Annotated in this window: 16 protein-coding genes; 11 read left to right on the plus strand and 5 right to left on the minus strand. The window is 42.0% G+C overall.

The annotated features are described in order from the left end of the window. The first annotated feature begins 296 nt into the window (after positions 1–296). From NOS7524_RS00675 to NOS7524_RS00685, 3 genes are all read left to right on the plus strand, one after another. A complete protein-coding gene (locus NOS7524_RS00675) occupies positions 297–1076 on the plus strand; it encodes a ParA family protein (protein WP_015136530.1) in 780 nt (259 codons plus the stop codon). A gap of 3 nt (positions 1077–1079) precedes the next feature. Continuing rightward, a complete protein-coding gene (locus tag NOS7524_RS00680; RefSeq protein ID WP_015136531.1) occupies positions 1080–1547 on the plus strand; it encodes a hypothetical protein in 468 nt (155 codons plus the stop codon). Positions 1548–1656: 109 nt separating this feature from the next. Then, positions 1657–2478, plus strand: coding sequence for a DUF6884 domain-containing protein (locus NOS7524_RS00685; RefSeq protein WP_144050823.1), 822 nt, complete (start codon positions 1657–1659; stop codon positions 2476–2478). Between the two features lie 31 nt (positions 2479–2509). On the opposite strand, the gene NOS7524_RS00690 is transcribed toward NOS7524_RS00685, so the two are convergent. Next, on the minus strand, positions 2510–3667 hold the full coding sequence (locus NOS7524_RS00690) for a hypothetical protein (RefSeq protein WP_015136533.1): 1158 nt from the start codon (positions 3665–3667) through the stop codon (positions 2510–2512). 189 nt (positions 3668–3856) lie between these two features. On the opposite strand from NOS7524_RS00690, the gene NOS7524_RS00695 reads away from it, so the two are divergent. Continuing rightward, positions 3857–5128, plus strand: coding sequence for an RNA-guided endonuclease InsQ/TnpB family protein (locus tag NOS7524_RS00695; RefSeq protein ID WP_015136534.1), 1272 nt, complete (start codon positions 3857–3859; stop codon positions 5126–5128). A 21-nt stretch (positions 5129–5149) separates the two neighbouring features. Here NOS7524_RS00695 and NOS7524_RS00700 read toward each other — a convergent pair whose 3' ends face one another. From NOS7524_RS00700 to NOS7524_RS00710, 3 genes are all read right to left on the minus strand, one after another. Then, positions 5150–5542, minus strand: a complete 393-nt coding sequence (locus tag NOS7524_RS00700) for a hypothetical protein (protein WP_144050824.1) — start codon at positions 5540–5542, stop codon at positions 5150–5152. A 493-nt stretch (positions 5543–6035) separates the two neighbouring features. Beyond that, positions 6036–6851: a sugar phosphate isomerase/epimerase family protein gene (locus NOS7524_RS00705; RefSeq protein WP_015136535.1), complete on the minus strand. Its 816-nt coding sequence runs from the start codon at positions 6849–6851 to the stop codon at positions 6036–6038. Continuing rightward, entirely contained in the window at positions 6851–7549 is a 699-nt protein-coding gene (locus tag NOS7524_RS00710; RefSeq protein ID WP_015136536.1) for a hypothetical protein, read from the minus strand. Before NOS7524_RS00710 ends, NOS7524_RS00705 begins: the two co-directional genes overlap by 1 nt. Before the next feature lie 379 nt (positions 7550–7928). On the opposite strand from NOS7524_RS00710, the gene NOS7524_RS00715 reads away from it, so the two are divergent. The 7 genes from NOS7524_RS00715 (at position 7929) to NOS7524_RS00740 (ending at position 13330) form a co-directional block, all read left to right on the plus strand. Continuing rightward, positions 7929–8924, plus strand: coding sequence for a tyrosine-type recombinase/integrase (locus tag NOS7524_RS00715; protein WP_015136537.1), 996 nt, complete (start codon positions 7929–7931; stop codon positions 8922–8924). Positions 8925–8958: 34 nt separating this feature from the next. After that, on the plus strand, positions 8959–9129 hold the full coding sequence (locus NOS7524_RS29780) for a hypothetical protein (RefSeq protein ID WP_171815335.1): 171 nt from the start codon (positions 8959–8961) through the stop codon (positions 9127–9129). Then, positions 9105–9290 (plus strand): hypothetical protein, encoded by a 186-nt coding sequence (locus tag NOS7524_RS29130; protein ID WP_144050825.1) that lies wholly within the window; start codon positions 9105–9107, stop codon positions 9288–9290. Before NOS7524_RS29780 ends, NOS7524_RS29130 begins: the two co-directional genes overlap by 25 nt. A 691-nt stretch (positions 9291–9981) precedes the next feature. Beyond that, entirely contained in the window at positions 9982–10518 is a 537-nt protein-coding gene (locus NOS7524_RS27695; protein WP_015136539.1) for a plasmid mobilization protein, read from the plus strand. Beyond that, positions 10515–12008, plus strand: coding sequence for a relaxase/mobilization nuclease domain-containing protein (locus NOS7524_RS00730; protein ID WP_015136540.1), 1494 nt, complete (start codon positions 10515–10517; stop codon positions 12006–12008). The genes NOS7524_RS27695 and NOS7524_RS00730 overlap by 4 nt, the downstream gene beginning before the upstream one ends. Before the next feature lie 363 nt (positions 12009–12371). Then, entirely contained in the window at positions 12372–12815 is a 444-nt protein-coding gene (locus tag NOS7524_RS00735) for a DUF6932 family protein (protein WP_015136541.1), read from the plus strand. Continuing rightward, positions 12812–13330: a hypothetical protein gene (locus tag NOS7524_RS00740; RefSeq protein WP_015136542.1), complete on the plus strand. Its 519-nt coding sequence runs from the start codon at positions 12812–12814 to the stop codon at positions 13328–13330. The genes NOS7524_RS00735 and NOS7524_RS00740 overlap by 4 nt, the downstream gene beginning before the upstream one ends. 23 nt (positions 13331–13353) lie before the next feature. Here the strand turns inward: NOS7524_RS00740 and NOS7524_RS00745 are convergent, their stop codons facing one another. Continuing rightward, positions 13354–14136 (minus strand): DUF4058 family protein, encoded by a 783-nt coding sequence (locus tag NOS7524_RS00745; protein ID WP_015136543.1) that lies wholly within the window; start codon positions 14134–14136, stop codon positions 13354–13356. Positions 14137–14284: the final 148 nt, after the last annotated feature.

The raw sequence follows: 14284 nt of genomic DNA on the forward strand, positions 1-14284 counted from the left end.
GATGTTGTCTCCCTGAACGCTATGAAATCAAAATTAGCTTTTTTAAAAAACTAATTTTCTAAAAAGCGACTTTTTAATCCTAAAGCTGAACACGAAGGCGAGCGCAAGCATGAACCAAAGAATTGCTACACATACCTTTGATTCAAAAAGCTAATTTAATAAAAAGCTAATTTTAACAAAAGCGGACTACAACAAGCACAATACACAGTAAGCTAAAAAGCTAATTTAATAAATTTATTTTTTGACAAAATGTTTAAATAAGCTTAAGTTAAATAGCTAATTAAATAAATGTATATATGCTGACAATCACCATTACCAGCCTTAGTGGGGGTCAGGGTAAGACGACAACCGCCCTGTTCCTCGGTCGGCTGCTATCACGCCAGGGTTTTCCTACATTGATGCTCGACTCTGACCCCCAACACAATCTCACTACCTATTTAGGGTTCGAGTTAGAACTTAACCAACCAACGTTACTGGAGTTTCTCAAAAAAACAGTCGCACCAGAGGACTGCATCTACCCCACCAAAGAAAACGACAATCTATTTCTCATCCCTGCTGATGACCAACTCGACACAGTACAGGATTACCTCTCCAATAGCGGAGTTGGCGCAACCTTACTGAAGCGCAGGTTAGAAGCAGTTGCCAAAATCTTCAAAGTCTGCATTATTGATGCACCACCACAGCGATCGCAAATTTGTTTGACAGTTATTGGCGCAGCAGATTTTCTGGTCATCCCCGCAGAAGCATCAGTAAAAGGTTATGGTTCCTTGGTGCGAACCTTTGACTTACTCAATGGTTTGCGAGATGTCGGTGCAACGGATGCTGAAGTTTTGGGCGTTCTCCCATTTCGCGATCGCTGGTTTGGTAACACCCAAGCGCAAGAAAGTCGGGCTGCTGTAGATGGTATGCGCGACGAAGTAGGCGACTCTTTGGTTCTACCCTCAATCCGGGAATCCGAACGCTACAAACAAGCCATCAACAAACGTACAACCCTCAGCGAGTTGGGATACACCGACCTAGAATATCCATTTGAACTTTTAATCGAAAAAATTCGCACTTCTGTTGGGAGTAAGTAAACAATGTCAGAATCAGAAAATGTACTTGACCAACTACGCAACAAACGCCATCGCCCGACTGTTCCAGCACGAGCTGATGCGCTTGTTCCCAAACCACCCGCCCAAGCGCAAGTGCAAGCTTTGGAACAAAACCCTCCACAACAACCCACCCCAGTTACAGAACTTGCTTCCCCAACTGCTGTACCAGCAGACACACTCACCGAACTTAAAGTTGAACTCGAAAAATATCCCGAAACTCGACGACATTCGGCGATCGTTTTAGAAAAAGAACTCGACCAGGAATTAACCCGGTTCTGTAAAGACAGGGGCATTACAGTTGAAGTATTTCTAGAGGCAGCTTGGACGGTTGCAAGCGCAGATAGCACGCTCGTAGAAAAAATCACTACAGAAGCCAAACGTCGCTACGGCCAACGTAAACGGGTTGGTCAAATTAAGCGACTGATCACCATGTTAAGTAACTCGCCCAAGTGAGTACACTCAGAAAAAACTTTGAGCTATGCCTACATACATACCGTCACACTCTTACATCATAAAAATTACTTACGATTCGCTCATCAATATTTCCAGGTAGAGTATGAGGATGACTAAATTATCAGCAAACAAAACCGCCGTTACCTCGAATGATCTAGGGCAACAACCACTCTCCCTTGAGTTGCCAGGAAGGAACATACGTGCTTTAGTGATTACCTCGTGTACGGGACAAAAGCGCCAACAGGCAACGAACCAGCTAACAATAGAAGATTTTAAAGATCCTGAGAAGTTAAAAGCCCGTTCTCTCGAAATGCAGGAGTTCGCCATAACAGCAGGGCAGATGTACACTGGGCTACAGCATCTGCGGGTTATGGAAGCTGTGGATATTATGCGTTGCCGACCGCATCTTGACGGTACACACTTAGCAAGAGAAGCAGTAGATGTAAAAATTCTTTCCGCCGGGTATGGGCTAATCCCAGAAGACAAAGTTATCGTTCCCTACTCTGTCACCTTTAATTCGATGAAAAACGATGAAGTCTATTCGTGGGGAAATTATCTCAGAATTCATGAAGATTTTCAACAAGCAATTATCGGATATGATTTAATATTTGTCTTACTTGGAGATAAATACCTGCGTACTTTAAGGCTGCCAGTTGAGACTCATTCCAACCAAACTTTCATTTTTTTTGCCTCCAATAAAAGTATAAATTACATAGATTCAGGCAATGCCAAACTATTTACTTTAACTCTTTCCAATAAGTCGGCATCGCGTTTTGGCTGTGCATTAGTGGGATTAAAGGGGCATCTGCTAAAGCTGATTGCTACTGAAATCAGCAGATATCCACATTTATTAGAAAGTATATATAACAATCCAGAAACATTAGAGTCACTTCTCAACAACCAACCTAATCCATCTTTATGTCTTCTATAAACAGTTTCAAAAATTATTAACTAACAAATCACTATATTAGAACCCAAATATCTTGTTCTGGTTTGTATCCTTTGGCAGTTGTACCACCTAATTTTGTATTATTCAAAATACCTGCATGGATAAGAATACTTTTATATTGTTGAAACATTGTTGAACGATAATCTTCTCCTTTTGCTCTCTCCCAGTGGGTTTGTCCCTTATCATCTGTGAGTAATGCTGCTGCTCTTGGTTCCAGAAAAAATACTGGTGCGCGAGCATGGTCAATTTGGTCACAAGCTTTTGCTAAATCTGCAAAATTAGCAGAATGATTATCAAATTTTTGTAGTCCTTCAATTACTAATCGTGTCATTGAATTTTGTAAAATTAGTATTCGCAGTGCTGCGGCTGCTTGAGGTTGACAGTCTGCTAAAGTTATCCCACTTTTAGCTCTTGCTTTTACTTGCTCATGTACCTGTGTCCAAGCTGCTATTTCTGTCGGTAATAAGACCTTTACTGCTGCTCCAACAGGGGTAAGCTGAACCGATTTGCCCAAAATTCTCACTATTCCTAATTTTTGTGCGCCAGCCAAAGCCTGATTCCAATCCTTCGGCATAGGATAGCCTATCAATAAATTAGGAAGATTATCTAATGAATAAGAAACATCTGGTTTTAAGACAATAGACCATACTAAGTAATGTGTTGGAACATTAAAGTAAAAAGTTTCACCTTTGGAAAACTGAATAACACTTTCCATCTGACGAGAAATAAACTTGAATCTTTCACGTAGAGGCATTCTTGCTTCAGGTGAATAGATGATTTTTACAGTGTCACTGACTGTTATCACTCCAACATTTTTACGACGCGCAAAGTCAATTAAGCTAGTTCCCCATGCAGTAGCATCTGCTGCTAGAAAAGAGTGATGAAACCCAGCTTGATACATTTCAGCTTGTGCTAAACCCTTAAGTAAATCATCATCTCCTTTAGCTTCTACTGCAAAAATTGTTTCTCCATCACTCAATTGACCAACTAGATCGGGATGAAGTACAAAGTCACCCATATCCAAAGTAAAACGCTGGAATGGCTCTAAAACTTTATGAGAAAGCAACGTGTGATGAGCGTCAGTATAAATTCTGGTTATATTTTGTTGATACAATCCATGAGATTTTAGAAAATCATGCGTTTTAAGAATAACCTTTACTTCTTCAGTCATCTTGACTTCTTTAGGTAGAAATATTGTTTATGCTCAATTAATACATCCCTGCTTCTAACTTTGCATACATGATTACAAGGTGGTAAATAATATAACCTTACACTACTATGCTTAAAATAGTTGCTTAAGTATAAAAACTAAGTTGACAAAGCTTTGACATGATGTTTTTATGGTACTTCTCAGATTTTTATGAGCAAAGTCAAACGGGTTGAACGGCATTTTATTAAAGCAAATCACAAATTCTACAGTGAATGTGGCCGTCTCGCTTTAGCTTCAAAAAACTTATTCAATTACGCGCAGTATAATTGTCGTCAAAGTTTTATCTATGGTTATGATCTGCCCTCTTTATCCCAATTAAACACTCTGTTAAAAGATACACCACAATATCAAGCACTGCCAGCCAAAGTATCTCAACTTGTTTTAAAACAGGTCTGTGATGCTTGGCAGTCTTATTTTAAATCTCTGCAAGAATACAAGATTTCCCCCAGTAAGTTTACAGGTAAACCAAAAAATCCTGGTTATGCTCTGGAACGAAATTTAGTAAAGTTCAATTATCAAGCTTTATCTAAGACTGAGTTTCAAAAAAATAGATTACTCAAACCGTCAAAAACTAATATTTTTATTGGTGTAAGTGCCAATATCAATTTTGATGATATCAATGAAGTGCGGATTGTTCCTAAAGTTGGAGGTTATGTAATTGAAGTAGTTTATGATGTTACTGAGTTTATCAATCCAAGAGAATCAGGTATAGTAGCTGCCATAGATTTAGGTTTGGATAATTTAGCCACAGTCGCTTTTAATCAAGCTGGTTTACAGCCAATTATCATCAATGGCAAACCTTTAAAGGCTGTTAATCAATTTTGGAATAAACGCCGTAGCTTATTGCAAAGTTTACTTATAACCGGGATTGTTAAATCTCAGCAGTTAGATAATCTGACTTGTTACCGCAATAACTACGTTGATAATTACTTACACCAATCTACAAAAAAACTTGTTACAGAGTTTGTAAGGTTGGGTGTGAGTAAAGTGGCTATTGGAAATAACAAAGGTTGGAAGTTTCAATCTAATATGGGAAAAAAGTCAAATCAAAAATTTGTACAAATTCCCCATCAGCGATTTATTGAAATTTTAACTTATAAGTGCCAGAATTTGGGAATTACAGTTATAGTCAGCGAAGAATCTTATACCAGTAAAGCCAGTTATTTAGATTGGGATAACATCCCAACTTACAATCCTAATTGCACTGAAAAACATATTTTTAGTGGTAAAAGGATTGCACGGTCATGGTATAAGAGTGCAGATGGAATTTTAATTCATGCAGATGTGAACGGTGCTTTAAATATTGGTAGAAAAGTATTCCCAATGGACTTTGTTCGGAGGGATAGGGGATGTCTAGTAGTACATCCAAGGCGAATAACACCAGTGTCCGTTCCTGTTCGGGAAACAATCGGTGTTGCTTAAACCAGAATTGCTGATGACTGTCTATATTTGTCTATGTAATTCTGAACTATCGTAAGCTAAATACACTTTTGATAGTTGCATTAAAAGCGTGTGTAACCCCGCAAGGTTTGTCTTTTCCAGGTCACTAACTGCAAAAGGGTCGCGTTCCTCTTCCAGCACATCCTCTAATTCGGCATACGGAATTGGTACTTGCGCTACTACCGAAACGTCTTGCTCTAACGACCACTTGTGATAACGTAAGGTTGGAGGTGTACCCTTGAGGTCTAAAGACCCTCTAGCACCGTAAGCTCCGGCGTAAAACAGCAAAAATTGAGTTGTTTCCTCAGCCTTGCAAGTACCGTCAATCGCTACAAAATTAACTTCATCGCGTCCAAAGAAATCCCGGATTTGGTCACGGAGGCGAACCAGCTTCATCTGCGAAGAAAATTCCGAGTTCCAGGGTTTTACCAAATCCTTGAGTTTACATTTGTAAAGTTCCTCAACAACTTCCAAGTGCTGGCGGTAGAGCGCCTCGTTTCGTTCCTGCCCAAAGCGCAAGCTTGATTCAAACCCTTTAAAAATGCCGGAAAGCTTAGACGTATTTTTATCTCCGTACTACCTTCAAGGTTAAATTCTAAAATAACTTAATCTTGTAGTCTAGAAAATCAGCAAGACAATCAACATTCATGTTGCTCCCTGGCTGATTATACCCTCCCTTGAGTCCAGCAACAGGTTGATGCTTGAGTATCAGAAGTGGGCAAAAGATACTAAGTCTAAATTAACAAACATTTTCTTACGCTACACACGCGACTTTCAGCCCAAATAGGTGTAGAGAACTCCTATTCTCGCAACATATCTTATCCTAAAATCAAATCGCTTCTAGGAATTTTGATTCAAACATTCCATCAGGAGCTTTGAGTGCGCGGCTCTAATCATGGCAGCAATGCGATGGCGCACAGAGTGCCTGCCGTAGCCAATCGCACTCTTGCTGCACAGCTGAGACAGGCAACCGATTCAATCGACTCTCTAGCACGAAGGGAACCCCAGTTGGAAATTGAGCAATCTGCGATACCCACCAGGTTTTTTGTGTAATGCGGGAGTGGATGTCATGTCGCCCGTCATTGTCGGAGATGTGAATTTCTAAAAGTCTCCCTGGTGGGAGTTTCAACCATTGCAACTTTGCTTGCAAGCTGTGGTGATGCCAGATGTTAAGGTGTGCCAAATCAAGAACTATCTTGACTTCCGGGGCATCTTGGCAAAACTGGGCAACTTCTGAGGCATTGTCCAAAAGGTTCTCTTTACCGCTTGTGGGGAGTGTGGGATACATTGTTTCAACACCAAGAACAATACCTCGCGCCAGGCATTGCTGGTGGAGGCAATGGACGTTTTCGAGAAATGTTGCATAAGCTTCGGCGCGATTGGTGTCCATGGGAAAATGTCCCCCATGCACTGAGTAGGCTGTGATACCGTTATTTGCTAACCAGTCTGTCAGTCGCTGGAAATAGTTCCAATCTTGCGGTTGCGCTAGGTTGAAGGGATAATGGCGATCGCCCCAGACAAAGGCGTGGTGCGCTCGATAGACCATCCCTTGTTGCCTAAAATCCTGGATTGCCTGCACTGCATCGGTATCAGGTTTCGGACCGATTGCCAGTTCAACATACCGAATTCCTGCCTCCCAAAACACCGTTAATGCTTCACGGGTTGACACTCCCCCGTAAGCAGACAAACTAAGATAGAACTCCATCAGTCCTCCCGTGTTGATGTATATTCAAAGATTGCAGTTCTGGGCGTGAGGGCAAACACTTTTGTGGCATACCCCACCAACACGCTGATTTCAGTCGCTAACTGATTTCTTTGGGCTTCTGGGTATTCTATTTTTCTGAGCAAGTCTTCCACTTCGCCTGAAATGTAGTAGTCAATTTGTTCTTTTAAAGAAGACTCTCTGCACTCATTCAAGTTATAGATGCGTTTGTAAGGCACTTCAATCAAACGCTCAACCGAGCCTAACTTCAAAGACAGAGTATAGCTGTACAGGATATGGGTGCGTTCGTCATCATACGCATTACTGTCTTCCTGGGTCTGGTAGTTGCTTAAACCTATTGGTAGTTCAAGGGTTGCCAATAACCAGGTAGTTGGGTTGTCTGCGATGGTAGACTCAGATTTTTGGTTATACCAGTAATCGCGCTTAATCTGTTTCCACTCCTGCACAAATGCACTCAATTCCGGTGTTGGCAACAAACACCTCGCATCAGTAGCCAAGGCATCGGTGATACGTTTCAGTTCTATTGCCTGTGCTTCCACAAGTGCCTGTTCCTGGCGACGAAGTTCTTGCATTCGTGCCTGTACTAGTTGTTGCAGGGCAGCAATCTCTGGGTCGAATTGGCTGGCATGATTTTGCAGCAATGCTTGGTAACTGGAAAGTAGGGAATCAGAATTTGTCATGGCATTCCTCACTTGACTGAGTGCGAATTGTGGCGGGACTGTTGCAGGAAAGCAATTTCTGCCAACCATTGTATAGTATTTTTGTACTAAAATAATATCATCGACCAATTCATGGGACAATCGCTACCGGGTGAGGTGGCATCATAAGGGTCTGAGATCACTTGCCTCATCTGACTTATCCGCCTCATGCTGTCCTCAAGAAGGGGTGGACAAATTGTTCAACCGAAGCGTGAAAGCTATGTACGTTCATTCCGAAGGGTAAGAGAAGCTATAGTTATCTAATTGTTTTATTCACCTACAGAATTATTGAAAGGGGTGCATCATAAGGTGGAGGATATCTTAAGTAACTCCGCCCAATTCGCTCGTAACCACCAATGCGATGTCTGACGAGAAGCCGCAAAGCGTCTACGCAAATTCCAATTTTTCTCCGGAATCGCTGGCGTTAACCCAACCAGTACCGCTAACTTTACACCCAGCTGAGGTTTACTTGCGGTCGTTGGGTGAAGGTTCTCGACGGACGATGCGGGAGGCTCTCAATAATATAGCGAAACTCCTCACTAACGATACTTGCGATGCCTCAACTCTCGATTGGTCGAAGTTACGCTACCAGCATACTGCTGCGGTACGGTCGGTATTAATGGAAAAATACAGTCCCGCGATGGCGAATAAAATTCTCTGTGCGCTGCGACGGACGTTGAAGGAGGCATGGCGGTTGGGCTTGATGTCCACTGACGAATACGGACGGGCGACTGATATTGAATCTGTGCGGGGTAAGAGTTTGCTGAAAGGGCGGGCGCTGGATGTAGAAGAAATTTCTGCACTTTGGGATGATTGTAGAGAGGATAATTCAACATTAGGGGCGAGGGATGCGGCGCTGCTGGCGGTTTTGACAGTCGGGTTGCGACGCAGTGAGATAACACACCTTGATTTAAGCGATTTTAAGCCGCGTAGTCGGTCGCTAACAATACGCGAAGCCAAGGGTCGGAAGGAGCGAATTGTATACTTACCTGAAGCTGGTGTACGGGCTGTGCAAGATTGGTTGCATCTGAGGGGTAAAGAACCGGGACCGCTGTTTTATCCGTTGGATAAGGCGCAAAAAATTATACCAAGACGGATGAGCGAACAGGGGGTATTGCGAGCATTGCAACGGCGTGGAGAACACGCAGGGGTAGAAAATTTTACTCCCCATGATTTTCGGAGAACTTTTATTGGTAATTTATTAGATGCAGGGGCGGATATTGTTACTGTAGCAAAACTTGCAGGTCATGCGTCGCCAAGTACCACGAGTAAGTATGATAGGCGTGGGGAAGCGGCGAAGAAACGGGCGATTGATTTAATAGATGTACCGTACAATGGGCGGGATAAGCGTAGATAACCAGCAATCAAATTAATCTACTTCCACCGCTTCTATGCCGACTCCGCCACGGCACCGTGCTGATAACGCGGCAACAGGAGGGGCAGTACCTCGCTCTTTGTGGATTACTCAATTGCGATCGCCCTTTGAGAGCATCACCTACAGTGGGCGGAACGCCATCGCCTACTTATCCAACTCAAAATGTCGTACCATCCGCCAGATATGATTCTGCAATTGTTGGATACACCAAATCGCACATTCCCTTGCCCCAGAGCGATCGCCAAGAGCCTCCAAAACATAGGGCATAAAAAACCATCGACTCGCGTTTTCAGTGCAAGCTTAGTCGCATTATCCCCAGCAGGATTAACCGCTTGGTTAGCTTCATAATCCATTAAAAATTTAATTAACTTGCCAGCATCTGAATTCTGATTTCTACGTATGCGAAGTTCTACAACAGAGCGTGGATTTCATCTAAAAACTTTTTTCAGTATAAATAAGTGACTATTATTACCATTTTACTCGGAGGGACAAACAAGGGGAGTAAGTAGGGAGTAAATGGGGGAGAATTACCATTTATTCCCCTTAAAAGTGGACAATTATCTCTACAAATAAAAATTATTATTTTTTCCAGCAAAAGAATTGTCCATATTTTTGGTGAGAACTGGGTGAGAACTGGGGGAAAGTAGGGGAAGAATGGGAGGAAGCGAACACCTGCCTCTAATTCCAGCGCTTGCGCTCAAACCCCTACTGTACAAGACTTCCCGTGTTTGCTATACTTTTCGTATACCGTAGTCGCATTTTGGGTAGCGAGCAATGGCGGCGTATTACATTTCTTCATATAAATCCTAGTTTTTCGCGCCGCCAAGCTCGCCAAAGTGGGTTCCACCCCCTTTGTAAACCCCCAAAACTCGATAGAAAAACAGTGGATTTATATCACTGAACCACCTCGTAATGGATGCCTCTGGCTTCTAGCAGTGGGGTTGCTTACCAATATTAAGCGTGATGATTATTAATTGCTGAGAAGTTTATCAATTTACCGTAGATTTAAATACTTCTTTGAAAAACCTCATTTATATAGATGAATAGTAAGACCACTACAGCCAAAAAAGTTTTTCAAGCTGGACGGAAGTCAAAACCCAAACCAAAACGCACTTCACTTGTCAGCCTCAGACTAACCGAATCAGAAAAAGAAGATTGGGAAGCCAAAGCCGAAGCTGCTGGTATGGGGAAGAATCTCTCTAAATTTATCCGCTACTGTGTTGAGCGCGATCGCATCTACATTGCTCCCCCAGTACCCGCCATCAACGAAGCGACATACGTAGAACTGGGTCGAATTGGCAATAACATCAACCAAATTGCCTATGCCATCAACCGAGCTGTAAAAATGGGAGAAGCGATTGCGCGGAGCGCAGTGCCGGAGGCAATCGCAGTTGACCCTCGCCCTGAAATTGAAGCCCTCAAACCATTACTGCTAGAAATAAAGCAGATATTACTGGGAATGCCGGAAAACCCTGAACTACCATCCTCCTCAGAACAATCTGCACCTGTGGCTAACCAACCCGAACAACCGGAACAACCTGACCAAGTAGTTGCTTTCCCCCTGGAGGACAAGTGATTGGCAATATCACCAAAGGAAATGGCTTTTACGGTTGTGTAGCCTACGTCCTCGGCAAAACTTCGGCGCGGCTGATCAATACTAATATGGCAGGAGAAACACCCGCCCAACTTGCTTGGGAGTTTCGCTCCTTTGCCAATAAAAACCAACGAGTTAAAAAACCCGTACTGCACCTATCGTTTAGTCCGGCCCCTGGTGATAGAAGCCTGGACGAGTGGGAATTATGCCAAATAGCGGAAGATTTACGAGAGGGGTTGAAACTGTCGAACAACCAATTTATTTTGGTGCAGCATAACGATGCGGAATATGACGGGCAAGTTCGACCCCACGCACATATGGTAATTAACCGGGTATCCTACGATGGCGAGTGCAATGACGATTATTTAGACTATTACCGTACAGAAAAAATCTTACGTCAAATAGAAAAAAATTACGATTTAATTATTCAACCGTCCAGTTGGGAAGTCGATAAGAAAAAGGCTTACCCTAAACACGTACAACAAGCAGAAGAATCTGGAAACCAAAATATAGTTGAATGGTTGCAAAAGCAGATTGAACAAGCCGCAGTAGATAATCCTGCAATGCCAGTATTTGTGGCCCGATTGTTAAAAGAAAATATCCAAGTTGATTGCAAGTTTACCCGTACTGGTAAGCTCAAGGGGATAAGCTACTGCTTGGATGGACAGCCGTTTAAAGGTGGGGATTTGGGGAAATTATATACTCATGTTGGCATCCGGGAACATTTAAAAGTTAGCTATCAAGAAGAATATCGATATCCAACTGAGTCACTAATTGAGAGTTTTAAGCGAGGGCGAACAATTGACGATAAGCGGATTAATTATCTGGAAAGTTGGATTGAGTGGAATTTTAAACAAGATTCTTCATCCGATGGAGCATTAGAAAAAACAGCAATTATCGAAGTATTAAGTACACAAGATAATTCAACAGCAAACTTAGAGCCAGCACTTGAAGAAGTTCCCACAATAGCAAATGAACCGTTCGCTAAAAAACAAACTGTGGTAGTGTCGCCACCCTCATTCCCTACAACAGTTGAAACGACGCAAAACCAAGAATTTAAAGAAGTACCAGCACTTATAACTGTTAGAGACGATAACGAAATTCTTCTTGGCGTTGCAGCAGAACCATCCGCACTCCCACAAGATAAACCAACTGAGCAACAGCCCGATATCCCAGAACAAATTGCTCGGATGCGAGAAATTGCTCCCATCGTTGCGGAATATCTCTTGGTACTTAATAGTACAGCATTGAAAGGTAATAGATACTCGGCGACAATTGAAAATAACCAACTAACCCTGATACGTAACAGTGATGGTATTCAGGTGATGAAAGCTTCCTATACCTCAGAAGAATGGCAACCCGTAGAACCACCACAACTGGGTGATGAAGATATAACACAATTACAAAAACTCATACCTGTAATTCAACAATTGAAAAATAAACATCAGGAAGTCTCTTTAGCAGAGATATAGGAATCTACTTGAATATTGCTAAGTATACTGAGAAAGAAACCTTTGTATAGCAAGCTTATAGTTACCTTGGTTTTTCCCAAATCAAATAGGAGTTTTCTAGAACTGGACTATATATTTAAACAATCCTCAATGCTAATTTTTAATCTCAAAAAATAAAGTCAAAAAACCCATTATTATCCGGAAATAGATGTGATTTTCCATTAAATTAAAATCCTAAATTCAGTAATTTTAATTTCTATTTAAAACAGCCTTAATGCCACAATTTGAAACTATTTTTTAATTAAATTGATTTAAAATTTACCGTATATATGGGCTTTAGTGGTATGATTTTAAAATCAGTAAAATTGGTGCTATTTATTAAGAATGATTCCTGAGTTTGATGAAAACGGTAATCTACCACCAGGGGTACATTTTGGCGAGTGGCAGGAGTTTAAAGAGAGGTTTGGGTACACACCTAAAAGAGCCAAAATGATTTCAGGTTTAGAAGAGTTAATGAAACAACTAAAAGCAGCAGAATGCCGTACAATTTACATCAATGGCAGTTTTGTGACAAATAAAATAGACCCAGGAGATTTTGATTGTTGCTGGGACAGAGACGATGTAAATATAGATTACCTCAGACAAAATGCACCACTAATATTAAAATATTATGACAGTGCAGCACAGAAAGCTAAGTATAAAGGGGAAATTTATCCATCCGACCAACCCGTGGATGAGTCTACAATATCAATAGAGTTTTTTCAGCGCGATAGAAAACAAAATCGTAAGGGTATTGTAGCTATTAACTTATTGGAGTGGGAGCCATGATTAAAGATGATAAACAACTGGCATATTCCAAAGAATGGGCAGAAAAGTTTGCTGAAGCCAACCGGAAATTAAGGGCGAATGAAGAAAAGCGATTAAAAGACCCGGATGGCTGGCAGTTAATTCAAGATTCTAACGATGCGTTGCGGCAGAAACTTGTGGATGAAATTGTTGAGTATGAAATGTTAGCCGCCCATAATCCCAACGAACCTATCACTCTACAAGTGGAGTGCATGAATAAAATATCCGACTTATTAATTAAAGCCAGAATTGCTTTTAAAATCACGCCAAAAGAACTGGCAGCGTTATGCGGACACACGGAAGAACAAATTAAATTATTTGAAGATAAAGACTATCAAAATGCAACATTCTTGGATTTTTTAGCAGTTTCTGATGCCTTGGGTGTTGAAATTATTGATGGTAAATTTATTGCCAAAATGGATGAATTTTACCTCAAACGTTTAGAGGCAATACGGCAAGCAGCAAGTATTAATGCTGAATTACAAACTGCATCTTAAATATTGAAGCAACTCCACACCTGCTACAAAGAAGATTTACCCAACCGTTTGTACATCCACTCAATATCCGCATCACTCAATACTGGTGGGGGTGGAGGTTGGGTGTAGTCTATCGATAAATCATACCCAGCTTCGTCATAGATAGCATTCAGCACGGCTTGCAACTCCAGTACTGCATCGGGGTCGCCTTCGCGCAGGGGAACGGGTATTGTCGGGAGAATATCTTGTAAGGTTACAGGCCACACGTCGATTACTCCAGACCCAGCCCGCGTTAAGGTAATTAAATAGGGAACATCTGGAAGGCGGGGGTGGTTAAATGGTCGATTTCCCCGACGCAGCAAGTCAATTTCAATTAGATGGACGTTGGCATTATATAAACGCTGGCGTTTCTTACGGTAGTCAGTAATACCTGGTTCGCGTTTGTTTACGGGGGAGAGAATTTCGATACAGCTTACCAGTACGTTATTGGCAGTATCCCGAATTTCGACTGTGGGGATGCGGACTTCGACTGGTTGGATAACTGGAAGCGTTAGTGGTGCGGGGGTTGTGGCAATATTCGATGTGGGGGTAGTCGGAGTTACGTCGCGGCGTTGTCTTATCTGCAATACCTCGACATCTGGGTACAAAATACCAATTTCACTTGCAGGAGAAATATCTTCCACAACATATACTTCCAGCCGTGCGGCATATTTGGGACGCAGCTGTGGGACGAGGAAGGTACGAATTTTACTAGCAAGGGCGTTGTGTACGTCACTCCACAGGTAGCCTTCAAGATAAGGGTCCATACCGGGAAACGGGGAAGGCATTTTACAAGCTCGCTTGACTGCACCTTTATTCTAGAACTTGGCGGCTCATTTCATCCCTGAACTTTTTGTTTCAAGCTTTTCAATCGCTTCATTCTATTTACAATGTGTCTCTAGTTGCAGGTATATGGGGTTCAGCCGGGATACCTGC

Source organism: Nostoc sp. PCC 7524 (assembly GCF_000316645.1).
Lineage (GTDB): Bacteria > Cyanobacteriota > Cyanobacteriia > Cyanobacteriales > Nostocaceae > Trichormus.